Raw genomic sequence first — 26859 nt, forward strand, 5'->3', positions numbered from 1 at the left:
GGATTTTCTAATGGCTGAACGCATGGTAGGTAAACAAGCACCACGCTTTGAAATGGATGCTGTATTGGCAAACAAAGAATTTGGTAAAGTAAGCTTGGAAGAAAATATGAAAAACGACAAATGGACAGTTCTATTCTTCTATCCAATGGACTTTACATTTGTATGTCCAACTGAAATCACTGCATTGTCTGACCGCTATGACGAGTTCGAAGATCTTGATGCAGAAGTAATCGGTGTATCTACAGATACAATCCACACTCACTTGGCATGGATCAAAACAGACCGTAAAGACAACGGCCTTGGAGATCTAAACTATCCATTAGCTGCTGACACTAATCATGAAATTTCCCGTGAGTACGGTGTACTTATCGAGGAAGAAGGGGTAGCTCTTCGCGGACTATTCATCATCAGCCCTGAAGGCGAAATGATGTATCAAGTGGTAAACCACAATAACATCGGGCGCGACGTTGATGAAACTCTTCGTGTACTTCAAGCACTTCAAACTGGCGGACTTTGCCCAGCTAACTGGAAGCCAGGCCAAAAAACTTTAAACGCATAATTAATCGGATAACTAAGCAAGATACAATATTGAATGCTGGAGGCCTAACTGGTAGTTAGGCCTCTTTTGAAATAAGGAGGAACGATAATGAAGCTCAGAGAACAAATGCCTGAATTAAACGGTGCAACAGAATGGCTGAACGGCGAAGTGACAAAAGCTGACTTAGTTGGCGAAAAGCCTACATTGATTCATTTTTGGTCCATCAGCTGCCATCTTTGTAAAGAAGCGATGCCACAAGTGAATCAATTCCGTGATGACTATAAAGAAAAATTAAACGTTGTAGCGGTCCATATGCCTCGTTCAGAGGATGATTTAAACATCGATGAAATTAAAAAGGTTGCGAGTGAGCATGGCATCACCCAGCCAATTTTTGTGGACAGTGAGCATAAGCTGACAGAGGCATTTGAAAATCAATATGTCCCAGCTTATTACGTATTTGATAAAGATGGAAATCTTCGTCATTTCCAAGCTGGCGGAAGCGGTATGAAAATGCTGGAAAAACGTGTGAATCGTGTTTTGGATGAGTTGGACAAAGCTGAATAATCAGGAATTTGCAAGGCTGCCCGGCATAATAGGCAGCCTTTTTTATTTCATTTGAACAGTATTTTCAGAATAGGGGGATTTGAATTATTTTTTAAAATATTTAACAGAAATAACTGGAAATTTATTTCGATTCTCGTTATATTAGTAATTACGTTCATTGGTTTTCAACAGAGGGGGGAGTTTTAAAGAATGGAAACATTTAAGAAATTAAAAGGCTTTTATTGGCCGCATAAGAAGTATTTTATTACATCGATGATATTCCTGCTGCTTGTAACAGGGATTACGATTGTCTATCCGATGATACTGCAAGTGACGATTGATGATGTCATTCTAAAAGGAAATTATCAGTTGATCCCTTATCTGGCACTCGGCTTCATTGGGGTAATGATCATCAAAGGTGCTGCTACTTTTATCAACCAATATACAGGTGATTTGTTCGGGATAACCTCCGTCTATCATTTGCGAAATGAGTTATATAAAAAGCTGCAGTATCTGCCATTCAAATATTACGACAATGCAAAGACCGGTGATCTGATGTCCAGGCTTACCGCTGATGTAGAAGGATTCCGCTTCTTTTTATCCTTTGGGATGTCGGAACTCCTTCGATTTGTTCTATTAATCGGAATCAGCTTAAGCGTCATGTTTTACTATTCCGTCTCTCTGACATTCGTCACAATCATTTCCTTGCCGTTTTTGGCCATTGCGGTATACAAGTTTGATAAAGCTGTCCATCCGGCTTTTAGGAGCATCAGACAGTCATTTGGAAAACTTAATACGAATGTCCAGGAAAATATCAGTGGAATCAATACAGTCAAGTCTCTTTCGAGGGAAGAATTCCAGATAGGAAAGTTCAATCATTCAAATAATGATTATAAGGATAAATACATCTTTACTTCTATTATATGGGCAAAGTATTTTCCGCTTATGGAGTTCTTAGGGAATATATGTGTAATCGGGATGCTTGGATATGGCGGGTACTTGGTCATCAATGGCGATTTGATGCCGGGAGAACTTGTAGCTTTTTATAGTTTAGTAGGATACATCATCTTTCCGATCATGAACCTTGGGTTCGTAATCAATATGTTTTCCCAATCCAAAGCTTCCGGGGAGCGTCTTTTAGAAATATTAGAAGCCGATGAATTGATCAAAGACGTGGATGGGGCAATAGAAAAAGATCGGATTGAAGGATATGTAGAATTTAAAAATGTAGATCTGAATTATACAGAAGATGATCAGGAGGCATTGTCCTCTATTACATTTAAAGCTGAGCCCGGGAAAATCATAGGATTGATTGGTGCTACTGGTTCAGGAAAAACAAGCATTACACAGCTGATAACAAGGTTCTATGAGCCGACCAATGGAGAGATTCTGGTTGATCATGTGCCGGTAAATGAGTATAGCCTGAATACGCTAAGGAGAAATATTGGATTTGTCCTGCAGGAGTCGTTCCTTTTTTCCTCAACCATCAAGGCGAATATTTCATACGGACGGCCCGAAGCGACAATGGAAGAAATCATTGAAGCAGCGAAGAGAGCCCAGGCTCATGAATTTATCATGGAGCTTCCTGACGGTTATGACACAATGCTTGGCGAAAGAGGTTTGGGATTATCCGGCGGTCAAAAGCAAAGGATTGCCATCGCTCGTGCCATCTGCATCGACCCGGGCATTCTAATATTGGATGATGCCACCAGTGCTGTTGACATGGAAACCGAGTTCAAGATTCAAAAAGCATTTAAAGAAGTAATGAAAGGCCGTACAACTTTTATCATTGCTCATCGCATCTCTTCATTGAAGCATGCAGATGAAATATTGGTTCTTGAAAATGGAAAAATCGTTGAAAGAGGCAAGCATGATTTCCTTTTAAGCAACGGAGGACCGTACCAGAGAATCTATGACATTCAATTTAAAGATCGAAACTATATCATGCAGTCTCAAATAGGGTGAGGTGAAGAAAGTGAAGGAACTAAAAAATTCAGAAGCGAATCAAAATGTGTTGAAACGATTCCATTATTCGACGGATCAAATCATCGAAAAGCCCTTCAACTGGGCTCAAATGTTGAGGCTGCTGGCTTATTTAAAGCCATATTCCAAGAACCTGCTGCCATCTTCAATCATCGCTGTATTAATTTCTACGGCCGTCAGATTGATGATTCCTACCATCATAGGTGTTTATGTATTGGATAAGGCAATCACGAATAAAGACAGCAAACTTTTAGGAATTCTTGTTTCAATTATTGCAGGCCTGTATATCTTGTCCTATATCGCGAACTATTTCAGGATTAAATGGATGAATATTCTGGGACAGAGTGTCATCTATGACTTAAGGAAGCATTTGTTTACGCATGTACAGCATTTGTCTCACCGATTCTTTGATCAGCGGTCAGCGGGGTCAATACTGGTGAGAATCATGAATGATATCAACTCATTGCAGGAACTTTTCACGAATGGGGTAATCAATCTTTTAATGGATATGCTGTTATTGGCGGGCATCATTGTCATCCTCTTCACATTGTCGCCGCAGTTGACATTAGCTGTAATGGTCATCCTGCCAATCATGTTTTTCATTTCCACCAGCCTGAGAAAAAATATTAGACGCTCATGGCAGAATGTCAGGCTGAAGCAATCGAAAATCAACTCCCATTTAAATGAAAGCATCCAAGGCATCAGAATTACACAGTCTTTTACACAGGAAAATGGAAATAGAATGTTTTTTAATGGTATTAATCAAGAAAGCTATCTTGCCTGGAAGAACGCTACACAAAAGAATGCCATGTTCCGTCCATTGGTGGAACTGACGAATGCTGTTGGGACAGCGGTGCTGATATGGTTCGGAGCCCATTTGATTCAAACGGATTCCAATTCGCTGACATTAGGTGAATTTGTCTCATTCGCTTTTTACCTAGGCATGTTCTGGGAGCCGATTTCAAGGCTCGGCCAGGTGTACAACCAATTATTGATGGGTATGGCTTCTTCAGAAAGGATATTTGAGTTTCTCGATGAAAAGCCAATCGTGTCTGAGAAAAAATCAGCAGTGGAAATTCATGAAATGAAAGGGCGCATTGAATTCGAAAATGTGGAATTTTCATATGATGATAAACGAAAAGCGCTAAAAGGGATCAACCTTGAGATGAAGGCAGGGGAGACAGTTGCTCTGGTTGGCCATACAGGATCAGGGAAAACGACTATCGCCAATTTGATCAGTCGGTTCTATGACCCCACTTCAGGAAGTGTGAAGATTGATGGACATGATTTAAGGGATGTCTCCTTAAGAAGCGTGAGGGAAAAAATCAGCGTTGTCTTGCAGGATACCTTTATTTTCTCCGGTACGATCAAAGAAAATATCAAATTCGGAAGACCGGATGCTTCAGATGAAGAAGTCCAGAGGGCTGCAGAAGCAATCGGTGCGCATCAATTCATTCAAAATCTACCAAAAGGATATGATACTGAAGTAGAGGAACGAGGAAATATACTATCCGTTGGAGAAAGACAGCTGCTTTCATTTGCGAGAGCTTTATTAGCAGATCCAAGCATCATCATTCTTGATGAGGCGACAGCAAGCATTGATACTGAAACGGAAGTGCAGATTCAGAAGGCGCTGAAAATCCTGCTCAAGGATAGGACGGCAATCATTATTGCCCATCGCCTTTCCACAATCAGGGAAGCTGATAAAATATTTGTCCTTGACCACGGAAATATTATAGAAGAAGGCAGCCATGATCAGCTGATGAATTTAAAGGGTGAATATTATCACCTGGTCAAAGCACAATTTAATATGCTTGAAGCGATATAAATCAGTATTGCTTAAGAGATTCCCCCGTACTTCTTACAGGGGAATTTTTTTGTTCTTGGTAACCTGATTACTTTAACGTTCGTCATATGTTTAAAGGAAAACAGGAGGTTTAAATGAAAAAAATCGCATATTTTCTGGTCAGTATGATTATTGTCTTCAGTATGACAGCCTGCAGTGGAAGCCATGACAAAATGGAGAGCAAGTCAGATTCGGGAAAAAAGGAATTGATGAACCAAAGTAAACAAAAAGGATTTTCAACCGCAGATTCATCGGATAAAAAGGAAGAGAGCGGCACCCCCAAAACAGGAGTAAGGGATAGAAAAGTGATTTATACAGCTAATCTATCTGTCGAAGCGGACAATTATGAAAAATTGCTCCAATCCCTTGAAAAGAAAGCTTCATCTATGGGGGGATATATTGTCAGATCTAACTCCTATCATACAGATGAGGAGAATAAAGCAGGTGAAGTAGTCTTTCGGATTCCTCAAGAAAGATTTCAAGAGTTTCTTGAATTCTCTGAAGGGGCTTCAGCTAAGGTGCTTGAAAGAAATGTTGCCGGTGAAGATGTAACAGAAGAATATGTCGATTTGGAATCAAGGCTGAAGGCTAAAAAGACAGTAGAAAAAAGATTGTTGAGTTTCATGGAAAATGCTCAAAAAACGGAGGATCTACTGAAAATTTCGGATGACCTTGCAAGAGTCCAGGAAGAAATAGAAAGTATAGAAGGGCGCAGAAAATATTTAGAAAATCAATCAAGTTTAGCGACGATTACGGTATCCATTCGTGAAAACAAAATTAAAGTAGGCGAAATTGAGAAGGACCAAGCGGGCATTTGGCTAAAAACAAAAAAAGAATTTGTAGCAAGTGTAAACTCATTGATCTCCATCATTTCCTCATTGTTGATATTTATTATAGGAAATATCTTATACATTATTATCCTGGCGCTGATTTTCATCCCGATCATCAGATATATTAAAAGAAATAAAGGAAGGGCATAAAAGCAGCTTTGGCTGATGTTTGCTTTGTCGCTCCTGTTGATTCCATCACTGCTCTTGTTGATGAGGCTGTTTCTGCTTGATGCAGATTATGTAAAGGGTATAAAGAAATTTTCCCAAATGTAGACCTTATGCTACAATGTATAGGAAATATCTGCTTAGTGTGGAGGCGTAGTTGTGAAAAAAGAATTTGTTGTAATCGGATTAGGACGTTTTGGAGGCAGTATCTGCCGTGCGTTATCTGAGCAGGGTATGGAAGTCATGGCAATAGATCAAGATGAAGACCGCGTCAATGAGTTTGCTTCCATAGCTTCCCATGCAGTTGTGGCGGATACGACTGAAGAAGTAACGTTAAAAAGCTTGGGCATCCGTAATTTTGACCATGTCATCGTTGCAATCGGTGACGATATCCAATCCAGCATCCTGACAACATTGATGCTGAAGGAAATCGGAGTGAACAATATCACGGTTAAAGCTCAAAATGACTACCATGAAAAAGTGCTGCGCAAAATTGGGGCCGATCATGTCGTTCATCCAGAAAGAGATATGGGAAGGCGTATTGCCCATAATATCATTTCTAATAGTGTATTGGATTATTTGGAGCTTTCCGATGAACACAGCATCGTTGAGATTGCGGCTAATAATCCGCTGCTCGCTGGCAAGTCACTTGTGGATTTAGATGTTCGTGCGAAATACGGCTTGAATATCGTTGCGATTAAACGGGAAAATGATATTATTGTATCACCGCAGGCCAATGAAGTAATCCATCAAGACGACATACTGATCGTCATCGGGGCAGATACAGATATCAATCAGTTCGAAAAGAAAATGATGTCGTCGTAGAAAAGCGGAAGCGCCTTGGTCAGCCCCGACCAGCATAAAACGAAACTCGAAGGAAATCCTGATTTCCGTAGAGGTGCGGCTTATGACTCGAGGGGCTAGGCGCAGGAGCTGGACAAATAGAAAAGCGGAAGCGCCTTGGTCAGCCCCGACCAGCATAAGACGAAACTCGAAGGAAATCCTGATTTCCGTAGAGGTGCGGCTTATGACTCAAGGGGCTAGGCGCTGAAGCTGGACAAGTAGAAAAGCGGAGCCGGCTGTCCAGAGGCGCCGAGGTTGGACTGAAGCACAACGAGATAAAGGAAACACGGTGAACGAAGTGAACCGATGTTGACTTATCGTAAGTGTGCTGAAGGAAACCTCCCAGCCTCTAGCCGGTGGAGCTGGACAAAGAAAAGCGGAAGCGCCTTGCAAGCTATGTAATTTAATAGTAATAAAAAAGACCGAATCCACAAGGGTTCGGTCTTTTGTCATTCTTATTTATTACACTTCCATGATGATCGGAAGGATCATTGGGCGGCGCTTTGTTTTTTCATAAAGGAATGGAGCAAGTGTGTCAGTGATTTCATTTTTGATTTCTGACCACTGGGATGTCTTGCGTTCCATCACTTTATTTAAATGGTTATTGATCAATTTTTGGGCTTCATTGATTAAATCGCCTGATTCCCTCATATAGACAAAACCGCGGGAAATGATATCCGGCCCTGCAGCAATCCTGAAGTCATTCATATTGATGCTGACCACGACGATGACAAGCCCTTCTTCTGAAAGGATTCGGCGGTCGCGCAGGACGATATTCCCGATGTCGCCGATGCCGCTTCCATCAATATAAACAGATCCTGACGGAATTTTACCTGCAACCATTGCGGAGTCATCGCTTAATGCAAGGACTTCACCGTTATCCATGATGAAGCAGTTTTCCTCTGCGACACCACAGTCTACAGCATGTCTCGCATGCATTTTCTGCATTCTGAATTCACCGTGGATCGGCATGAAGAACTTAGGCTTCATGAGGCGGAGCATAAGTTTCTGCTCTTCCTGTCCGCCGTGTCCAGAAGTATGAATATCATTTAAGGAACCATGAATCACTTCTGCTCCAGCTTTAAACAGCATGTTGATCGTTCTATTTACGCTGATTGTGTTCCCAGGGATAGGGGATGAAGAAAACACTACCGTATCACCAGGCTGTATTTGAATTTGTCTATGCGTACCGTTTGCAATGCGGGACAACGCAGCCATAGGTTCTCCCTGGCTTCCTGTACAGAGGATGGTCACTCTATTGGCAGGAAGGCGGTTAATTTGATTCGCTTCGATAAACGTATCCTTAGGGCAGTTGATATAGCCAAGTTCATGACCAATACGGATGGCTGCTTCCATGCTGCGGCCAAATACTGCAACCTTGCGTCCGTGGGATACAGCAGCTTCTACAACTTGCTGCAGACGATGAATGTTGGAGGCGAAAGTGGCAAAGATCACACGCCCGTCAACTTTTCGGAAAATGTCCTGTATACTTTCCCCAACTCTTCTTTCTGACATCGTAAAGTTTGGCACTTCACTGTTGGTGCTGTCAGATAATAGGCAGAGAACGCCTTCTTTTCCGATTTCAGCCATTTTTGTTAAGTTGGCAGGCTCACCAACCGGTGTGAAGTCAAATTTAAAATCACCCGTATGAACAATGTTTCCTGGAGGAGTCTTGACAACAATTCCATAGGAATCTGGAATACTGTGGGTGGTTCGGAAGAAAGTAACGGAAGTCTTCCTGAATTTAATCACATCATCCTCTTTGATTTCGTGAAGCTGAGTCTGTCTCAATAGGCCATGTTCTTCCAATTTGTTCTTGATAAGTCCGAGGGCAAGCTTTCCTCCATAAATCGGGATATTTACTTCCCGGAGAAGGTAGGGGATGCCGCCGATATGGTCTTCATGTCCATGAGTGACAAACAATCCTTTGATTTTATCGATATTTTTTGCAAGGTAAGTGTAGTCAGGAATGACATAGTCAATGCCGAGCAATTCGTCTTCCGGGAATTTGATTCCAGCATCGATCAAGATAATTTCATCCTGGAATTGTACGCCATAAGTATTTTTTCCGATTTCGCCTAATCCGCCGAGGGCGAAAACAGCTGTTTGGTCATTTTTTACAAATTTCATATACTAATCATATCTCCAATACTTTAAAATCTTCATTTTGTTTTTCATACTCGTGGTGAGCTTCATCTACTTTTTGGATGAATTCAATGTTGATAGAACGATCCTTTAATTTTAGGCGCACGTCACGTTCTGCATCAGCTTGAACATACATAGCAGATGTTTTTTCCCTTACTGGAACTTCAGTTTTGTTGTCTTGATAAAACACTTTAAAAATCATTTTTTTCTCTCCTTACTCCGTAATCAAAAATGTAACTTGTTCTATTATATAAAAAGTTAACAACTTTTTCATGTATTTTCCCTATAAAGAATTTATCAGGACGTTTGATTCCGTAGAATCCACTCTTTTTGTATAGCCAAAAATGATGTGATTGAATCAGTTTTTACAGATTTATTGTATCCATTAAGTCCGGGTTTTAAATCTAACAATAAAGAATAAGCCCTCCAATGGAAGGCTATCAATTTACTGTTTAAGCTATTGTTTTCTTTCTGAGTAGATCTTTCCACTGCTTCAGCAGTTTCCTGCGGAGTCTTTTTAGCATAATTTCTCACTCCTTACTTCTATTTTAATCGATTCTTGTCAAAAGGAAAAGGTGCCTTTCAAAACGATCTGATATATTTATTAATATTTAGTATATGAAAGTTTCAAAAATGCTTTCATGGATATTGCTGGCAATTGCGTAAGGCATCCCGTTTGACAATAATCTTTAATATCGATAGGGTATTCAAAGTGAGTTGAGATTTTAGAGAAGGAGATTGGCATCTATGAATAAAAAGATGGTGTTTTTTGATATAGATGGTACATTGCTTGATCATAATAAAAATTTACCATCATCAGCAAAGAAAGCAGTTCGCCATTTGAAGGAAAATGGGGTCTATGTGGCAATTGCCACTGGAAGAGCTCCTTTTATGTTCGAATCACTTCGCGAGGAGCTGGAGATTGATTCTTATGTCAGCTTTAATGGACAATTTGTTGTCTTCGAAAATGAAGTGATTTATAAAAATCCTCTGCAAACGGAAGATCTAAAGACGCTGGTGCAGCATTCAACTGAACGGAATCATCCCTTGGTATTTTTAACAGATGAGACGATGAAAGCCAATATAGAAAAGCATTCCATGATAGAAGAGAGTATGGGCAGTTTGAAATTCAACCACCCATCATTTGACCCTCAATTTTACTTGGATAAAGAGATCTATCAGAGCCTGCTATTCTGTGCAGACCCTGAAGATAATTATTATCGAGATGAGTTTGATCAATTTAAATTAATCAGATGGCACGATTATTCTGTGGATATCCTTCCTAAAGGTGGATCTAAGGCAGAGGGGATCAAACAGATGATCAATAGGCTGGGGTTTGATATTAAAGATATTTATGCTTTTGGGGACGGGCTTAATGATGTTGAAATGCTTGAAGCTGCTGGGACTGGAGTAGCTATGGGGAACGCACATCCAGCTTTGAAGGAGTTTGCAGACATGGTAACGGATGATGTCGCAGAGGATGGCCTCGAGAAAGCACTTGTGAAATTGGGATTGCTTTAAAAGGATATTGAGAAAAGGAAACAAGAAAAACGCATCGGGCGCCCGATGCGTTTTTTATCTGTTGAGATCCAGCGTTTTTCTTGATTAAGGCGCTTCCGCTTTTCTTGATCCAGCTCCAGCGCCTAGCCCCTCGAGTCATAAGCCGTACCTCTACGGAAATCAGGATTTCCTTCGAGTTCCGTCTTATGCTGGTCGGGGCTGATCAAGGCGCTTCCGCTTTTCTTATCTCTCGATTGGCGTTGCTCCTTCAGGTTCTTTGAACGGATCCTTGTCGCTTATATAATCGTAAAACATGACTCCGTTCAAATGGTCGATTTCATGCTGGAAAACGATGGCGGGAAAACCTTTAAGTCTTAGCTTAACAGGATTTCCGTCGATATCGAAAGCTTTTACCGTTATCCTGGCATAGCGGGGAACATACCCGGGTACGGCTCTATCGACGGATAGACAGCCTTCCCCTGAAGTCAGATAGGCCTTTTCAACAGAATGGCTTGCGATTTTCGGATTAAATAAAGCGTAGCTGTATACATCCCCATTCGTATCCTTAGTATGGACAGCAATCATCCTCTTAGGGACATTGATTTGAGGAGCAGCCAGTCCTACACCGTTTCTCAAGCCATATTGCTGTGAAATTTGAGGATCCTGGCTGTTTTTTATATATTCCAGCAGGCTTTTTAAAATTTCCTTATCTTCTGCGGAAGGCGGCATGGCTACTTCTTCAGCCACTTGTCTTAAAGTAGGATGACCTTCGCGAATAATATCCTTCATAGTAATCATACATTTTCCTCCTAATATACATACCATAATCAATAGTCTATCAAATGATTGTTGGAAAGTTAACTCTCGTCTATCGATATTTTGCTATCAGAAGCAAAGTCATATTAGATGGATCATTCTCATAGAATAGAGAACATAGAGAAGATGGATTATAGTAAAATGTACTTAGTAAGGGGGAAGCTATATGTTATCAATGCGATGGCTCATCTTGGCCGCGGCAGTGACATTGGTTCTTTCGGGGTGTATGAATCGCCCGTCAGCTGCAGAGGAAATATATCAAATCCTTGAAAATACAGTGAAAGATGAAAAAGAATTTCAAGATCAACAAGAGCCGATGACTGAGATGGAAACAAAAGAAAAAAAGATATTTGACGAAATAATGGGGCTGGGAGTCAAACAGTATGACCAGATTACGGATCTGGCCGATAAAGCTCTCGAAAATTTAAAGAACAGGCGGACAAGGCTCTTGAAAGAGCAGCGGTCCATGGATGAATCCAGACAAAATTTTGAAACGGTAAAAGAAAAAGTAGACCGCCTTACTGATAAAGATGCTAAGAAGAAAGCCGCTCAATTAATTTCTTTGATGGAAAAACGGTATGAAGCACATGAATCACTATATAAGGATTATTCTTTAGGGCTCAATCTCGATGAACAATTATACAATCTACTCAAAAATAAAGACGTCACTTTGGAGGATCTGGAGGAACAGATCAATAAAATCAACGATATATATAAGAAAATATATGCGGATAATGATTATTTTAATCAAAAAACGGATGAATACAATACAGCAAAGCTTCAGTTTTATAAAATTGCAGGAATCAATATCAACCAATGACAGCAGGTGATAAATGCATTATAGATTACTAATTTTAAATCAGATGTGCCACAGCCAATGAAGCTGTGGTTTTTTTGTTAGTATGAATTTTTGTTTAAAGAACTGCTTCTCCTTCAGGTACTGTATAACAGATGAACATTGTTTTGATTTTTATAGTACAGAGTATCCCGTACGACTGATACAGATGATTTATAGCAAATTAGTTTTTGAAAATGTTTTTCTAGAAAAGTATTATATTTGTGGTGTTTTCTGATTGACTTCGTCTTTTTTTATGGTGTAAACTAATTCGTGGAGATGAAGAGTTGTATTAATCGTAAATAGTGATTTGATTGATACAGTTTCTTTGAGAGAAATATTCTTTGTTTAAAACGTTTTATTGCAGAAGAATGTGGAAAACAATGAGTATGTGGACTTTTTTAATACCTGTATGTATAGGTGTGGTAGTCTATTGAAAATTGGGCATCCTACGTTTGTATGTAATAAGAATTTATTTTTATAAGGGAAAGGAAAGGTGACTTCAATGGCTTCTAAAACTAAGAAGACACAATTCGATGCGAAAAAAACGCTCGAAATGATTGAAGATCAATTTGAGATGCTCCAGATCTTGAATGAAGAAGGCAAGGTCGTAAATGAAGCAGCAATGCCGGAATTATCTGATGATCAATTACAGGAATTAATGCGCCGTATGGTATATACGCGTATTTTGGATCAACGTTCAATCTCTCTAAACCGTCAAGGAAGACTAGGTTTCTATGCACCAACAGCAGGACAGGAAGCTTCTCAAATCGCTTCACATTTTGCTTTGGAAAAAGAAGACTGGATTCTTCCAGGCTATCGTGATGTGCCTCAAATTGTATGGCACGGACTGCCGCTTTATCAAGCATTCTTGTTCTCCCGCGGACATTTCCAAGGAAACCAAATGCCTGAAGGCGTAAATGCTCTTGCTCCACAAATCATCATTGGCGCTCAATATATCCAAACTGCCGGTGTAGCGCTTGGTCTTAAAAAGCGCGGCAAAAAAGCAGTTGCCATCACATATACAGGAGACGGCGGTTCATCCCAAGGTGACTTCTATGAAGGAATCAACTTTGCAGGTGCTTATAAAGCTCCAGCAATCTTCGTCGTACAAAACAACCAATTCGCGATTTCTACACCGCGCGACAAGCAGACTGCCGGTAAAACAATCGCACAAAAAGGTGTGGCAGCAGGTATCCCGGGAATCCTTGTAGACGGTATGGATCCATTAGCTGTTTACGCTGCAGTCAAAGATGCTCGTGAGCGCGCATTGAATGGCGAAGGCCCATCATTGATCGAAACATTATGCTATCGTTACGGACCACATACAATGGCTGGTGATGACCCGACTCGCTACCGTTCCTCTGAACTTGATACTGAGTGGGAAAAGAAAGATCCATTGGTTCGTTTCCGTAAATTCCTAGAAGAAAAAGGTCTATGGAATGAAGAGAAAGAAAATGAAGTGATCGAACAAGCGAAAGAAGATATCAAAGAAGGAATCAAAAAAGCAGATGCTGCTCCAAAACAAAAAGTTACAGACTTGATGAATATCATGTACGAAGAAATGCCGTACAACTTGAAAGAGCAGTTTGAAATCTATAAAGAAAAGGAGTCGAAGTAAGCCATGGCGCAAATGACTATGATTCAAGCCATCACTGATGCGCTGCGCGTTGAACTGAAGAACGATGAAAATGTTCTTGTATTCGGTGAGGACGTAGGTGTCAACGGCGGTGTATTCCGTGCGACAGAAGGTCTACAAAAAGAATTCGGAGAAGATCGTGTATTCGATACTCCACTAGCAGAGTCAGGAATTGGCGGCCTTGCAGTCGGTTTAGCACTTGAAGGCTTCCGCCCAGTACCAGAAATCCAATTCTTCGGATTTGTATACGAAGTAATGGATTCCGTAAGCGGACAGCTTGCTCGTTTGCGTTACCGTTCAGGTGGACGCTATACAGCACCTGTTACAATCCGTTCACCTTTTGGCGGTGGTGTACATACACCAGAATTGCATGCGGACAGCTTGGAAGGCCTAATGGCCCAACAGCCAGGCCTTAAAGTGGTAATCCCTTCCACTCCATATGATGCTAAAGGACTTTTGATCTCTGCGATCCGCGATAATGACCCTGTCATTTTCCTTGAGCACATGAAACTATATCGTTCATTCCGCCAAGAAGTACCTGAAGGCGAATATACAATTGAAATCGGAAAAGCTGACATCAAACGTGAAGGTAAAGACCTTTCTATCGTTACTTACGGTGCCATGGTGCATGAAGCACTTAAAGCCGCAGATGAACTTGAGAAAGAAGGACATTCTGTAGAAGTAATCGACCTTCGTACAGTCAGCCCGATTGATATCGACACAATCATCGCATCCGTCGAGAAAACAAATCGTGCGATCGTGGTTCAGGAAGCACAGAAACAAGCTGGTATCGCTGCAAATGTAGTGGCTGAAATCAATGACCGTGCAATCTTGAGCTTAGAAGCTCCAGTATTGCGTGTGGCAGCACCAGATACAGTGTTCCCATTCTCTCAAGCTGAGGCAGTGTGGCTTCCAAACCATAAAGATATCATTGAAACAGCGAAAAAAGTTCTTAATTTCTAATATCGAAAAAAGGGGAGTGGCTTCATTCCCCTATTTAATCATTCAATAATAATTTCAGGAGGGTGAATACCATTGTCATTCCAATTTAGATTACCAGACATCGGTGAAGGTATACACGAAGGCGAAATCGTAAAATGGTTTGTTAAGCCAGGCGATAAAGTCGATGAAGATGATGTACTATGTGAAGTCCAAAACGATAAGGCGGTTGTTGAAATTCCGTCCCCAGTAGCAGGTACTGTAGAAGAACTGCTAGTCGAAGAAGGTTCCGTTGCAGTAGTCGGCGACATCCTCATTAAATTTGATGCTCCTGGTTATGAAGATCTTAAGTTCAAAGGCGACCACGGCGATGATGAGCCTAAGAAAGAAGAGAAAACAGAAGCACAAGTTCAAGCAACTGCAGAAGGCGGTCAAAACGTAGACAAAGCCCCTGCTAAAGAAGAAGAAAATAAAGAAGCTACAGGTGCAGGCGCTGCTTCTCAACAGGATGTAGATCCAAACCGCCGTATTATTGCGATGCCATCCGTACGCAAATATGCTCGTGAAAAAGGCGTGAACATTGCACAAGTCGCTGGATCAGGCGATAATGGCCGCGTTCTTAAAGAAGATATCGATGCATTTGCCAATGGAGATGTGAAAGCACCAGCTGCTGAAGCACAAGAAGCTCCAAAAGCTGACGCAAAAGAAGAAAAAGCACCGGCAGCAGCTGCAATTCCTGAAGGTGAATTCCCTGAAACCCGCGAAAAAATGAGCGGAATCCGCAAAATGATCGCAAAAGCTATGGTTAACTCCAAGCATACTGCACCACACGTAACATTAATGGACGAAGTGGATGTAACTGAGCTTTGGGCACACCGTAAAAAGTTCAAAGATGTGGCTGCTGAAAGAGGAGTTAAGCTTACATTCTTGCCTTACGTGGTGAAAGCATTGACAAGTGCTCTTCGCGAATATCCAGTGTTGAATACTTCAATCGATGATGCTGCAGGCGAAATCGTTCAAAAGCATTACTTCAACATCGGTATCGCAGCTGATACAGATAAAGGATTATTGGTTCCGGTTGTGAAAAATGCAGACCGCAAATCTATGTTTGCTATTTCCAACGAGATCAATGAGCTTGCTGGCAAGGCACGCGATGGCAAATTAGCTCCTAACGAAATGAAAGGTGCTTCTTGCACAATCACAAACATCGGTTCTGCCGGCGGACAATGGTTTACTCCAGTAATCAACCATCCAGAGGTTGCGATTCTTGGAATCGGCCGCATCGCACAAAAACCTGTGGTTAAAAATGGTGAAATTGTAGCGGCACCTGTGTTAGCATTATCATTGAGCTTCGATCACCGCATTATCGACGGAGCTACTGCTCAACATGCTCTTAACCACATTAAGACTCTGTTGAACGACCCAGAATTACTATTAATGGAGGCGTAAAACAATGGTAGTAGGAGATTTCCCAATTGAAACAGATACTTTAGTAATCGGTGCAGGCCCTGGTGGATATGTAGCTGCGATCCGTGCAGCACAGCTTGGGCAAAAAGTGACAATCGTTGAGAAAGAATATATGGGCGGCGTTTGCTTAAACGTTGGATGTATTCCTTCTAAAGCATTGATCACTGCAGGTCATAGATTTGAACAAGCTCTTCATTCTGATGATATGGGGATTGTTGCAGAGAACGTAAAAGTTAACTTCGACAAAGTCCAGGAATGGAAAGGTTCTGTTGTTAAAAAATTGACTGGCGGAGTAGAAGCTCTATTAAAAGGAAATAAAGTTGACATCGTGCGCGGTGAAGCTTATTTCGTAGATTCCAACAGCATCCGTGTTATGGATGAAAACTCTGCTCAAACATATACGTTTAAAAATGCAATCATTGCAACTGGATCTCGTCCAATCGAAATTCCGAACTTCAAATTCTCTGAGCGTGTAATTGACTCCACTGGAGCTCTTGCACTTAAAGAAGTGCCGAAGAAAATGGTTGTCATCGGTGGCGGCTACATCGGAACTGAGCTAAGTTCAGCATATGCTAACTTAGGTTCCGAAATCACTATCCTTGAAGGTGCTGACGAAATCCTTGGCGGCTTCGAAAAACAAATGTCTTCATTAGTTAAACGCAACTTGAAGAAAAAAGGTGTAAACGTCATTACTAAAGCAATGGCGAAGAGCTCTGAAGTAACTGACAATGGTGTAGTTGTCACTTATGAAGCAGGCGGAAAAGAAGAAAAAATCGAAGCGGACTACGTACTTGTAACTGTTGGACGCAAAGCGAATACAGATGAAATCGGACTTGAGCAAGTCGGCATCAAGATGGCTGAGCGCGGTCTTATCGAAATCGATAAACAATGCCGTACAAGCGTACCAAACATCTATGCAATCGGTGATATCGTTCAAGGTCCTCCACTTGCTCATAAAGCTTCTTACGAAGGTAAGATTGCTGCAGAAGCTATTGCTGGAGAACCATCTGAAATTGATTATTTAGGAATTCCAGCTGTATGTTTCACAGAGCCTGAACTTGCAACAGTAGGCTATGATGAAGCAGCTGCAAAAGCTGAAGGCATCGAAATCGTTGCTGCTAAATTCCCATTTGCAGCTAACGGACGTGCTTTGGCATTGAACAGCTCTGACGGATTCATGAAAATGATCACCCGCAAAGAAGATGGCTTAGTCATAGGTGCCCAAATCGCAGGATCTGGTGCATCTGATATGATCGCAGAACTTGGTCTGGCTATTGAAGCTGGTATGACTGCTGAAGATATCGCTATGACTATTCATGCTCACCCAACATTAGGTGAAATCACGATGGAAACAGCAGAAGTTGCGTTAGGCAACCCTATCCACATCGTAAAATAAAGAAAGAATAAAAAAGCTGGCCCGCAAAACAAGCGGGCCAGCTTTTTATTTAGTTAAATTCCTCAGCCGTTGCTCCGTCATTAGAGCCTTCAAGCGATTTAGAAAGGATTTGAACAATTTTTTCTGAAGAGTTTTTTCCCTCTATTTTTATCTTGAGCCGATCTTTTTTTACAATCAGGATGGATGGATATGAAGTGATGTGATATCTCCGCTCAAAGGTGGATTGATCTTTCGGAGAAACAACGATCATACGGCGAAATGCTTTAGGATGATCTGTCTTTATATCTAATAGTGCGTCATAATAGGGAATTTCCTTTTCGTAATGATCTCCATCAGAAAAGAAAATAATCTGATCATTCAACGTTTGTTTTCCATGCGACAGGACTGGTTTTTCTTCACATCCTGAGAGGATTAATAGTGAAAGGATAAAACCAAATGAAATGACTTTCATTTTAATAGCCTCGCTTTTTAATTGGAGTGAATCATTTATTTTCTCCTATAGTATCATAGGTCCTTTTCCTCTCCTTAAAAGTCATTGAAATGATACAGAAATGAAAAATTTCCAAAATGTATTTTGAGGTTTAAACATAAAATAATAGTGAATTTAATATAGAAGAAATAAACCGGAAATGCGGTGATCAAAATGAAAAAATATATAGCCTTCCTCATTCAGCTGATGGTATGGAGCAGTTTCACTCTGGTGGATTGGCTTTCGAAGCGGGATCATAAAGAATATAAAATACTCATGTTTGCTGTATTTTTTTACCTGGCATTCATCATTGCAAGAAGCATCGTCAAGTCAAAGAAAATTACGTTATTTGTTACCTTGTTCAGCCTTGCCTTTTATCTTTCCTTCCACTTAGTTCTGCAAAATTTTATTCCCATTACTTTTTTATTTATCATTTAAGCCACTTTTAATATGTATTAATTGCTCAAATACTAAAGGATATTATGAATATTATTTTATTGTGACATACAATTTGGGCTTGAAATTTTAAATATGTTATATTATTATGAACTTACGAACAAAATTAAAGCGCTTACAATATTAAAAACAAGGGAGAGCTGATTGATGGGTACTATCGTATGCCAAAACTGCAACAACACGATTGATCATTTTGAGGATGAAAAAGTAACGGTTTTGTATTCGAAGAAGTGCTGTCATTGTGATCATAGCTTAAAAACAGAAGAGAAGTAACATTTTCACATATAGGGGTATATTGTGGAACATAGATAAAAAGATGGCTTTGCTGACGGTAGGGAGACCGTAAGCAGAAGCCATCTTTTTTTAGTGCGCTTGCGCTTTTATTATTTAATCGCTTTATATTCTTTTATGACCCTTAGATATTTCAGGTCGAAATCCTCAGGCCCTTGAACCGGAAGGCCGGCTTCAATATTTTTTTCAATATAATCAAGGTTTTCTTCTGTTATGATTTCCCCTGGGATGAAAATTGGGATGCCAGGAGGATAAACCATGATGAATTCTGCGATTGTACGCCCCGCAGATTCCTTGATAGGAACCACTTCGGTTTCTGCATAGAATGCGTCCCTTGGCGTCACTGCCAATACAGGGATGTTCGGCAGCATCACTTTAGCATGATTCTCAAGGGATATCTCTCCTGCGGTTTGAGAAAGCTCTTCTATTGCTTTGACAAGAATATTTGCTTCTTCGTCTGTATCCCCTGGCGTAACAATACAAAGGATGTTATAAAGGTCTGACATTTCAACTTCTATATTATAGGCTTCTCGGAGCCATTTTTCAGCATCGTATCCGGTAATGCCAAGTCCTTTGACGGAAATGATCAATTTTGTTGGATCATAATCAAATGTTGCCTTTGTGCCAAGGATTTCTTTACCGACGCAATATACCCGATCCAGCTTATTGATGCGATCACGGATGGATTCGGCCAATTGGATGGCTCCATCGATCAGTTCGTGTCCTTCTGTCGCCAATCGCATTCTTGCAGCATCCAGGGAAGCGAGTAAAAGGTATGATGTAGAGGTAGTAGTCATCATACTTAAAATTGTCTGCACCCTTTTCGCAGAAACCAGCCCATCCTTTACATTCAGAATTGAGCTTTGCGTTAATGAGCCACCAAGCTTATGGACACTTGTAGCAGCCATATCCGCTCCCGCCTGCATTGCCGATAATGGAAGGTCATCGTGAAAATGGATATGGACTCCGTGAGCCTCATCTACAAGAACAGGGATATCATAGGAGTGCGCCATTTCCACTACTTTTTTTAAATCAGCAGAGATGCCAAAATACGTAGGGTTGATCACAAGGACACCTTTTGCATCAGGGTGCTGCTGCAGGGCTTTCGCCACTGAATCCGTTGTGATGCCGTGTGAAATGCCCAATTCAGGGTCAATGTCGGGATGAATGAATACTGGTGTCGCTCCTGAAAAAACAATCGCTGACATAACAGATTTATGAACATTTCGTGGTACAATAATTTTATCTCCAGGTCCACATACAGCCATGACCATTGTCATGATGGCGCCGCTTGTACCTTGGACAGAGAAGAAAGTATGATCAGCTCCGAATGCTTCAGCTGCAAGGTCCTGGGCTTTCTTTATCATCCCTTTAGGCTGATGAAGATCATCCAGAGGACCAATATTGATTAAATCAATGGATAATGCATTATCACCAATGAATTCACGGAACTTGGGATCCATTCCATTTCCTTTTTTATGTCCTGGAATATGGAACTGGACAGGGTTTTTCTTAGCATGCTCTAATAATCCTGTAAATAAGGGGGTTTCATACTGTGACAATTCATACTACACCTCTTTTTTAAAATATGGACTTGCTCATTTATCTCATGCATTAATGCTCAAATAATGTTCATCTTTACATAAAACAAATGAATTATAGCACTTATCCATTGGTTTGCATAGAGATATTTGACTAAAGCTCCAATGGAAATTTTACTTAAAAGGGGAAGAGGAAATGAAGTGGCAAACGAGGGTAACTGATCTTTTAAATATTGAGTATCCCATCATACAAGGAGGACTTGCATACTTAGCCTATTCCGATCTTGCAGCAGCTGTTTCCAATGCAGGAGGGCTTGGTCAAATAACGGCTATGTCTCTTGAATCTCCTGAAGCGTTAAGGGAAGAGATATATAAACTAAAGCAGCTCACCGATAAGCCATTCGGAGTCAATTTTGCAATCGGACAGCATGGCAGGCCATTCTCCAATTTTTTAGAAGCGGCTATAGATGAAAAGGTGCCCGTCATTTCCATGACTGGAGGAAATCCTGCCCCTATTTTTGATATGCTGAAAGGGGTGGATGTCAAAAAGCTTGTTTTAGTGGCAGCCAAACGTCAGGCAATAAAAGCTGAGGAACTTGGAGCGGATGCCGTAATGGTGGTGGGGCAGGAAGGAGGGGGCCATCTGGGGAAAAACGATACAGGAACCTTCGTCTTGATTCCACAAGTGGTGGATGCAGTCAATATCCCGGTAATAGCATCAGGAGGCATTGGGGATGGAAGAGGTTTAATGGCGGCGCTGTCCCTTGGAGCAGAAGGGATCGAGATGGGGACAAGGTTTATTGCCACAAAGGAATGTGTGCATGCCTCAGATGCGTATAAGAATACATTGATACAAGGATCAGAAAATGATACTGTAATCATCAAACGCTCACTCGGTTCCCCGGCCAGAGCGATTTCCAATGCCTGGACTGATAAGATATTGGAGTTGGAGAGAACGTCTGGTACATACGAAGCACTGAAGGATTATATTAGCGGGATGGCCAATCAGAAGTTCATTCATGAAGGAAGGATGGATGAAGGTTTTGCCTGGGCAGGCCAGGTGATGGGCTTGATTCATGATAGTCCCTCTGTTTCTGAACTGATGGATAGAATCATCTCTCAAGCAGAAACAATTCGAAGAAATTGGACAGAATAATGGACAAATGCAAAGAAGGTGGCAGAATGAAGGAATACCAATATCCCTTTTCATATGACTGGTCGACGGATGAGATCATCGATGTGGTGAAATTCTTCGAGTCGATTGAAAATGCATACGAAAAAGGGATTAAAAGAGAAGAATTGATGAGTTCTTATAGACGTTTCAAGGAAATTGTACCGAGTATGGCTGAAGAAAAAACCATTTTCAAGGAATTTGAACAATCCAGCGGCTATTCTTCCTACCATGCAGTCAAGAAAGCAAAAGAACACGAGGATGGCACGTTGATAAGAATGTAAAAAAACCGTTTCCTGCAGTAATGGCATTTAGCTGCAGGAAACGGTTTTTTTATATTTAGGAAATTATAAAAATGATTCCTAATGGATAACTTTGAAAGAAATTGCAAGGGCTCACAGATGTTTATGCGAGTCGATAGAGGGGTACTAAATGTACAAACGCATCTTGAACAGCTTGTAGGAAATCATCAGCATCCATTTGGATGGCTTGTTCTTTAGGAATCCGGATTCCACATAATAATTCAGCTTTTTTTACATCTTGCACCCGTTGAAAAAGAGCCTGTAAATCTTTTTTGGACATCTCTTTCATGGAGGCTGAATCAGGCTTCATATGGTCGCTGGACCATACGAAATAATTCGGGATCTCCTTGTAGATTTTATTAAGATTCCTGGCGAATTTCTCACCAATGGCCACTTTGTCAGGTGCTTCATAGATTATGGCAAACCAGACAAAAACGTGAGTGCCCCAAAGACCTATTTGAAAATGGGGATGTTTCTTGTATCCGCGTTTATTATTGGCAAAGGCAACCCAAGTATCCTTTGGAGGATTGATGGTACGCCTTGCGTGTTTTGCAACATGTGGAAACATTTCATCCCCGGTCATCGTACTCAGGGCAGGGGCAAAGTAATTGCCTAAAGCTTCTAATTTTGGCCTTATCGTCTCGATAAGGGCTTCCATTCTAGGCTCAAGCCCATCTATAGTAAAAACATTAAAATCATCATTGGTGAATCCAGTGAAATTCATAGCAGCACCACCTTTTATATTGTTTTCTTATTGTACCACAAAGGATTTATGATCAAAAAAAATTGCACCGGGATGTCGAAAAACACATATAGGTTTAAGCACAATTTTGTTGCAGGTTGAGTGGGTTCCACATACTATAGTATCAAATAATATCTGAAAATTAAGAAATTAAAAGATAACCTTGGAAGGGGTGGCGATAAGTATGAAACAGGTAATGAATTCTTCCAGAAAAAAAGATTTCGATCAGCAAAGATTAGCTGTACTTCGATTGGAAATGGACTATGAACTAGCGGTGCTTTTCGAGGCAATTCAAGACAAAAACGAAGATGTACAAAACAACTCTAAGAAAAAGCTTGAGAAGATACGTGAAGAGCTGTTGAGATTAAAAGCGCTATAATATATGACTTGTTTATTGAAAGGAAATCGTATAGAGATGAAAAATGGCTATTCTATAGCATAAAAACGGATTCCATAAGTAATTGAAGGAATCCGTTTTTATGTGTTTGGGAAAGGTAATGGGGCAGGACCAAAAACTTGAATAGACAAGCTATTTCCTTTATTGTGAAAGATAATTCATAATGAATCCCATTATGCTAAGGGGGAGAACCAATGAGCCAATGGAAAGAAATCGATGAAAATGCAAAGAAATGGCTAAAAGAGGCAGGAGAAAGCATCAAGGCCTCATTTGAAAACAAATTAAGTGTTACGACAAAATCTAATCCAAACGATTTAGTTACGAACATTGATAAAGAAACTGAGCAGTATTTCATTCAGCAAATCAAAAATTCCTATCCCGGCCATAGAGTGTTCGGGGAAGAAGGGTTTGGGGATGAAATAGAAACGCTTGACGGAATCGTCTGGATTATCGATCCAATCGATGGAACGATGAATTTTGTCCATCAACAGCGTAATTTTGCCATTTCGATCGGTGTTTATGAAAATGGAAAAGGGAAGCTGGGATATATCTACGATGTGGTCCTGGATGAACTCTATCACGCTGAAGCCGGTTCTGGTGCTTTCTTAAATGATGCTGCAATACCGAAATTGGAAAAGACACCTGTTTCCAAAGCGATCGTATCCCTGAATGCTACTTGGGTCACGCCTAATAAACGCATTGATTATCAAACATTGACGCCGCTTGTAAAAGATGTTAGAGGAACACGATCTTATGGTTCGGCTGCGCTTGAGCTTGCGTATGTCGCCACAGGCAGGCTAGATGCATATATCACAATGCGGCTTTCCCCGTGGGATTACGCTGGAGGCAAAGTGATTGTTGAGGAATTAGGCGGCAAAGTGACTAATCTGGAAGGCGAAGAATTAGATTTAATCAATCCATCGCCTGTATTTGCATCCAAGCCTGGACTTCACGAAGAAATTCTACATAATTATCTGCTGAATGCAAAAGAATGAACTGATATTCCGTCCTGCAGGAACGGAAGCTGTTATATTGCTTGATAAGTGGACAAAATACGAAGATGAGTGGCTCAATGAAGAACTTTCAGGATTTACTGATATAAATTCCTTTTTTGAATACTACCAATCCTTTGAAGGTGAATGGAGAATCTGGGAAACTGCCCGGAGTGGAGAAGCAATCGGACTGACCTATCATATGGACTCAGCTCCTTCCAATCAAAAACCATGGCTCGGAACGATCATTGTCCGGCCAGACTCTCGAAATAAAAGTTTGGGAAGGGGAATTATTGAAAAAATCAGCGAAGAAATGAAGGGATCCAGCCATAAAGCAATGTTTGCCGGGGTGCCTATTCACCATTACAGGTGGATTGATTTCTTGAGTAAATGCTTTTTTGAGCAATTGAAAGTCGAAAATAATCAAAAAGGGCAGTACATGGTGATGGTAAGACCCTTATAAAAAAGAACGGCCTGTTGTAGAGGCCGTTCTTTCGTTTTTTTAGATTTTATGAGGAGCAGCAACCGTTAAAGTTTTCCTTGCTCTCTCATTTGCTTTTTCTTTTTGAAGCCCATTCCCATTATCAAGATAAGGAGAACTATGCATCCTAGGATTCCGAGGATGCTTCTTTCACCGATAGCTACCCCGATGCCCATTATGGAGGTGGCAGCCAGTATTGAATAAAGGACAAATATCCATTTGATATCTTTCATATGTTTCGCCTCCTATGCCTCTTATTGTACATAAACTCATTAGACATTTCTAGTTACTATGATATAATGGTACAGTTAAAGAAACAATGGAAGTATAAAGGCAGGAGTGAACATACTTGAAAATAAGAGAAGACATCCGTAATATTGCCATCATCGCCCACGTTGACCATGGAAAAACGACACTTGTCGACCAGTTGTTGAAGCAATCTGGTACTTTCCGTTCCAATGAACATGTGGAAGAGCGTGCAATGGATTCCAATGATTTGGAAAGAGAGCGCGGAATTACGATTTTGGCAAAAAACACGGCGGTTCAATATAAAGAAAAACGCATCAACATCATGGATACCCCTGGACATGCCGATTTCGGCGGTGAAGTAGAGCGTATCATGAAAATGGTAGACGGTGTTCTATTGGTTGTTGATGCATACGAAGGCTGCATGCCGCAGACTCGTTTTGTATTGAAAAAAGCATTAGAGCAGAATCTTCGTCCAATCGTAGTCGTCAACAAGATCGACCGCGATTTTGCCCGTCCTGAAGAAGTAGTGGATGAAGTATTGGAACTATTCATTGAACTTGACGCAAATGATGAACAACTTGAGTTCCCGGTAGTCTATGCGTCAGGGATCAATGGAACAGCAAGTGCAACACCTGATAAGCAGGATGAAAATATGGAAGCTTTATTTGAAGCAATTGTTGAGCATGTACCAGCACCTGTGGACAACAGAGAAGAACCTCTTCAATTCCAGGTTGCCCTGCTTGATTACAATGACTATGTCGGAAGAATCGGAATTGGCCGCGTATTCCGCGGAACTATGAAAGTTGGACAGTCTGTTGCCCTTATGAAGCTTGATGGATCTGTTAAACAATTCAGGGTAACCAAGATCTTTGGATTCTTCGGATTGAAGCGTTTGGAAATTCAAGAAGCGGTTGCAGGGGATCTTGTAGCTGTTTCAGGAATGGAAGATATCAACGTAGGAGAGACAGTCTGCCCTGTGGAACACCAGGAACCGCTTCCTGTCCTTCGAATCGATGAGCCGACATTGCAAATGACATTCTTAGTTAATAACAGTCCATTTGCAGGCCGTGAAGGAAAATTTGTTACATCCCGTAAAATTGAAGAAAGATTGGAAGCACAGCTTCAAACGGATGTAAGTCTTAAGGTTGAAAATACTGATTCTCCTGATGCATGGATCGTATCCGGTCGTGGTGAGCTTCACTTATCGATCTTGATTGAAAACATGCGCCGGGAAGGATTTGAACTTCAAGTTTCTAAACCGGAAGTTATTGTCCGTGAAATCGATGGCGTCCGTTGTGAGCCGGTTGAACGAGTTCAAATCGATGTACCAGAAGAGTTTACTGGCGGAGTCATTGAATCCATGGGTGCACGAAAAGGCGAAATGGTCGATATGATTAACAATGGAAATGGACAAGTCCGTCTGATATTCATGGTCCCAGCTCGTGGATTGATTGGTTATACGACTGAATTCTTGACATTGACTCGTGGATACGGAATCATCAACCACACATTCGACAGCTACCAGCCGATGCAGCCAGGAAGAGTGGGCGGCAGACGCCAAGGAGTATTGGTTTCAATGGAAACTGGAAAGACTTCACAATACGGCATTATGCAGGTTGAAGACCGTGGGGTCATTTTTGTTGAGCCGGGTACTGACATTTACGAAGGTATGATCGTGGGGGAACATACACGTGAAAATGATTTGACGGTTAACATCACGAAAATGAAACAAGCGACTAACGTTCGATCTGCTACAAAAGATCAAACTACTACAATGAAAAAACCAAGAATCATGACACTTGAAGAAGCGCTTGAGTATTTGAATGAAGATGAGTTCTGTGAGGTTACTCCAGAGTCCATCCGCCTGCGCAAAAAGATTCTTGATAAAAATGAACGCGAAAGAGCTGCTAAAAAGAAAAAGCTTGCAGAAACGAACTAATTAAAAGGGGGAACTGACGTGAATGTAACCGAACACCTTTCCTTTTTCGCCTCCTTATACAAAGTGGATGAAAATCCGGAAATGGGCATGTGGCTGTTATATATTACGTTCATCGCTCTATCCATCCTAGTTTATAAACTTGGATTTGCTTTAAAGCTTCCGGTTCTAAAATCGATCGTAATTTATATATTTTTAATATTGGGCTGTACAATCCTGACCTTCCTGGGGATTTTCCTTCCCGTCGGAGAGGGCCTGGTCGTCGCGGCATTAATATTGATCATCTATAAAATCCGCCTTCATAATCAAAAGAAAATGGAAGCGGAGCAATCGAAATCTTAATGGGA

General features: G+C 41.0%; 28 protein-coding genes. 21 read left to right on the top strand and 7 right to left on the bottom strand.

Annotated elements, in window-relative coordinates; all coding sequences use genetic code 11:
* Positions 1 to 10: 10 nt before the first annotated feature.
* The 6 genes from ABTV07_RS07170 (at position 11) to ABTV07_RS07195 (ending at position 6730) form a co-directional block, all read left to right on the top strand.
* Positions 11 to 559: a peroxiredoxin gene (locus ABTV07_RS07170; RefSeq protein ID WP_433749290.1), complete on the top strand. Its 549-nt coding sequence runs from the start codon at positions 11 to 13 to the stop codon at positions 557 to 559.
* An 87-nt stretch (positions 560 to 646) separates the two neighbouring features.
* Positions 647 to 1102 (top strand): TlpA disulfide reductase family protein, encoded by a 456-nt coding sequence (locus tag ABTV07_RS07175; protein ID WP_433749293.1) that lies wholly within the window; start codon positions 647 to 649, stop codon positions 1100 to 1102.
* 189 nt (positions 1103 to 1291) lie between these two features.
* Positions 1292 to 3046, top strand: coding sequence for an ABC transporter ATP-binding protein (locus ABTV07_RS07180; protein WP_433749300.1), 1755 nt, complete (start codon positions 1292 to 1294; stop codon positions 3044 to 3046).
* Between the two features lie 10 nt (positions 3047 to 3056).
* Positions 3057 to 4892, top strand: coding sequence for an ABC transporter ATP-binding protein (locus ABTV07_RS07185; protein WP_433749303.1), 1836 nt, complete (start codon positions 3057 to 3059; stop codon positions 4890 to 4892).
* Between the two features lie 113 nt (positions 4893 to 5005).
* Positions 5006 to 5890, top strand: a complete 885-nt coding sequence (locus ABTV07_RS07190; RefSeq protein ID WP_433749306.1) for a DUF4349 domain-containing protein — start codon at positions 5006 to 5008, stop codon at positions 5888 to 5890.
* 174 nt (positions 5891 to 6064) lie between these two features.
* The gene (locus ABTV07_RS07195; protein WP_114743842.1) at positions 6065 to 6730 is read left to right on the top strand and encodes a potassium channel family protein; all 666 of its coding nucleotides are present in this window, start codon (positions 6065 to 6067) and stop codon (positions 6728 to 6730) included.
* 480 nt (positions 6731 to 7210) lie between these two features.
* Here the strand turns inward: ABTV07_RS07195 and rnjA are convergent, their stop codons facing one another.
* Positions 7211 to 8878 (bottom strand): ribonuclease J1, encoded by a 1668-nt coding sequence (gene rnjA / locus ABTV07_RS07200; protein ID WP_433749310.1) that lies wholly within the window; start codon positions 8876 to 8878, stop codon positions 7211 to 7213.
* A gap of 7 nt (positions 8879 to 8885) precedes the next feature.
* The gene (locus ABTV07_RS07205) at positions 8886 to 9095 is read right to left on the bottom strand and encodes a DNA-dependent RNA polymerase subunit epsilon (protein WP_433749313.1); all 210 of its coding nucleotides are present in this window, start codon (positions 9093 to 9095) and stop codon (positions 8886 to 8888) included.
* 545 nt (positions 9096 to 9640) lie between these two features.
* Between ABTV07_RS07205 and ABTV07_RS07210 the strand changes: the two genes are divergently transcribed.
* Complete coding sequence (locus ABTV07_RS07210) at positions 9641 to 10414, top strand: Cof-type HAD-IIB family hydrolase (RefSeq protein ID WP_433749316.1); 774 nt, start codon at positions 9641 to 9643, stop codon at positions 10412 to 10414.
* Between the two features lie 222 nt (positions 10415 to 10636).
* On the opposite strand, the gene def is transcribed toward ABTV07_RS07210, so the two are convergent.
* On the bottom strand, positions 10637 to 11191 hold the full coding sequence (def, locus tag ABTV07_RS07215; RefSeq protein ID WP_433749319.1) for a peptide deformylase: 555 nt from the start codon (positions 11189 to 11191) through the stop codon (positions 10637 to 10639).
* A 184-nt stretch (positions 11192 to 11375) separates the two neighbouring features.
* Between def and ABTV07_RS07220 the strand changes: the two genes are divergently transcribed.
* From ABTV07_RS07220 to lpdA, 5 genes are all read left to right on the top strand, one after another.
* Positions 11376 to 12029 (top strand): YkyA family protein, encoded by a 654-nt coding sequence (locus ABTV07_RS07220; protein ID WP_433749322.1) that lies wholly within the window; start codon positions 11376 to 11378, stop codon positions 12027 to 12029.
* 520 nt (positions 12030 to 12549) lie between these two features.
* Positions 12550 to 13665, top strand: a complete 1116-nt coding sequence (gene pdhA, locus ABTV07_RS07225; protein ID WP_433749324.1) for a pyruvate dehydrogenase (acetyl-transferring) E1 component subunit alpha — start codon at positions 12550 to 12552, stop codon at positions 13663 to 13665.
* Between the two features lie 3 nt (positions 13666 to 13668).
* The gene (locus tag ABTV07_RS07230; protein ID WP_433749327.1) at positions 13669 to 14646 is read left to right on the top strand and encodes an alpha-ketoacid dehydrogenase subunit beta; all 978 of its coding nucleotides are present in this window, start codon (positions 13669 to 13671) and stop codon (positions 14644 to 14646) included.
* Between the two features lie 72 nt (positions 14647 to 14718).
* Positions 14719 to 16071: a dihydrolipoamide acetyltransferase family protein gene (locus tag ABTV07_RS07235; RefSeq protein WP_433749330.1), complete on the top strand. Its 1353-nt coding sequence runs from the start codon at positions 14719 to 14721 to the stop codon at positions 16069 to 16071.
* 4 nt (positions 16072 to 16075) lie between these two features.
* Positions 16076 to 17485, top strand: coding sequence for a dihydrolipoyl dehydrogenase (lpdA, locus tag ABTV07_RS07240; RefSeq protein ID WP_433749333.1), 1410 nt, complete (start codon positions 16076 to 16078; stop codon positions 17483 to 17485).
* Positions 17486 to 17534: 49 nt separating this feature from the next.
* Here the strand turns inward: lpdA and ABTV07_RS07245 are convergent, their stop codons facing one another.
* Entirely contained in the window at positions 17535 to 17936 is a 402-nt protein-coding gene (locus ABTV07_RS07245; protein WP_433749335.1) for a hypothetical protein, read from the bottom strand.
* Between the two features lie 192 nt (positions 17937 to 18128).
* Here ABTV07_RS07245 and ABTV07_RS07250 point away from each other — a divergent pair, with 192 nt between their 5' ends.
* Complete coding sequence (locus tag ABTV07_RS07250) at positions 18129 to 18392, top strand: hypothetical protein (RefSeq protein ID WP_433749338.1); 264 nt, start codon at positions 18129 to 18131, stop codon at positions 18390 to 18392.
* A gap of 165 nt (positions 18393 to 18557) precedes the next feature.
* The gene (locus ABTV07_RS07255; RefSeq protein WP_433749341.1) at positions 18558 to 18683 is read left to right on the top strand and encodes a GapA-binding peptide SR1P; all 126 of its coding nucleotides are present in this window, start codon (positions 18558 to 18560) and stop codon (positions 18681 to 18683) included.
* Between the two features lie 110 nt (positions 18684 to 18793).
* Here ABTV07_RS07255 and ABTV07_RS07260 read toward each other — a convergent pair whose 3' ends face one another.
* Positions 18794 to 20263, bottom strand: a complete 1470-nt coding sequence (locus ABTV07_RS07260; protein WP_433749344.1) for an aminotransferase class I/II-fold pyridoxal phosphate-dependent enzyme — start codon at positions 20261 to 20263, stop codon at positions 18794 to 18796.
* Between the two features lie 175 nt (positions 20264 to 20438).
* On the opposite strand from ABTV07_RS07260, the gene ABTV07_RS07265 reads away from it, so the two are divergent.
* Complete coding sequence (locus ABTV07_RS07265) at positions 20439 to 21398, top strand: NAD(P)H-dependent flavin oxidoreductase (protein ID WP_433749347.1); 960 nt, start codon at positions 20439 to 20441, stop codon at positions 21396 to 21398.
* 26 nt (positions 21399 to 21424) lie between these two features.
* Positions 21425 to 21697, top strand: a complete 273-nt coding sequence (locus ABTV07_RS07270) for a UPF0223 family protein (RefSeq protein WP_433749349.1) — start codon at positions 21425 to 21427, stop codon at positions 21695 to 21697.
* A 121-nt stretch (positions 21698 to 21818) separates the two neighbouring features.
* Here the strand turns inward: ABTV07_RS07270 and ABTV07_RS07275 are convergent, their stop codons facing one another.
* Entirely contained in the window at positions 21819 to 22439 is a 621-nt protein-coding gene (locus ABTV07_RS07275; protein WP_433749352.1) for a YktB family protein, read from the bottom strand.
* 202 nt (positions 22440 to 22641) lie between these two features.
* On the opposite strand from ABTV07_RS07275, the gene ABTV07_RS07280 reads away from it, so the two are divergent.
* From ABTV07_RS07280 to ABTV07_RS07290, 3 genes are all read left to right on the top strand, one after another.
* Positions 22642 to 22836: a hypothetical protein gene (locus ABTV07_RS07280; protein WP_433749354.1), complete on the top strand. Its 195-nt coding sequence runs from the start codon at positions 22642 to 22644 to the stop codon at positions 22834 to 22836.
* A 212-nt stretch (positions 22837 to 23048) separates the two neighbouring features.
* Positions 23049 to 23849 carry an inositol monophosphatase family protein gene (locus ABTV07_RS07285; RefSeq protein ID WP_433749357.1) on the top strand — a complete coding sequence of 267 codons (801 nt, stop codon included), beginning with the start codon at positions 23049 to 23051 and terminating at the stop codon, positions 23847 to 23849.
* A 37-nt stretch (positions 23850 to 23886) separates the two neighbouring features.
* A complete protein-coding gene (locus ABTV07_RS07290; protein WP_433749359.1) occupies positions 23887 to 24309 on the top strand; it encodes a GNAT family N-acetyltransferase in 423 nt (140 codons plus the stop codon).
* Between the two features lie 65 nt (positions 24310 to 24374).
* Here ABTV07_RS07290 and ABTV07_RS07295 read toward each other — a convergent pair whose 3' ends face one another.
* Positions 24375 to 24560, bottom strand: coding sequence for a YlaF family protein (locus ABTV07_RS07295; RefSeq protein WP_433749362.1), 186 nt, complete (start codon positions 24558 to 24560; stop codon positions 24375 to 24377).
* Positions 24561 to 24676: 116 nt separating this feature from the next.
* On the opposite strand from ABTV07_RS07295, the gene typA reads away from it, so the two are divergent.
* Together typA and ABTV07_RS07305 are read left to right on the top strand one after the other, a co-directional pair.
* On the top strand, positions 24677 to 26515 hold the full coding sequence (gene typA, locus ABTV07_RS07300; RefSeq protein WP_433749364.1) for a translational GTPase TypA: 1839 nt from the start codon (positions 24677 to 24679) through the stop codon (positions 26513 to 26515).
* 18 nt (positions 26516 to 26533) lie between these two features.
* On the top strand, positions 26534 to 26854 hold the full coding sequence (locus ABTV07_RS07305; RefSeq protein ID WP_433749367.1) for a YlaH-like family protein: 321 nt from the start codon (positions 26534 to 26536) through the stop codon (positions 26852 to 26854).
* Positions 26855 to 26859: the final 5 nt, after the last annotated feature.

The organism is Falsibacillus pallidus, assembly GCF_050990905.1.
Classification (GTDB): domain Bacteria; phylum Bacillota; class Bacilli; order Bacillales; family DSM-25281; genus Falsibacillus; species Falsibacillus pallidus_A.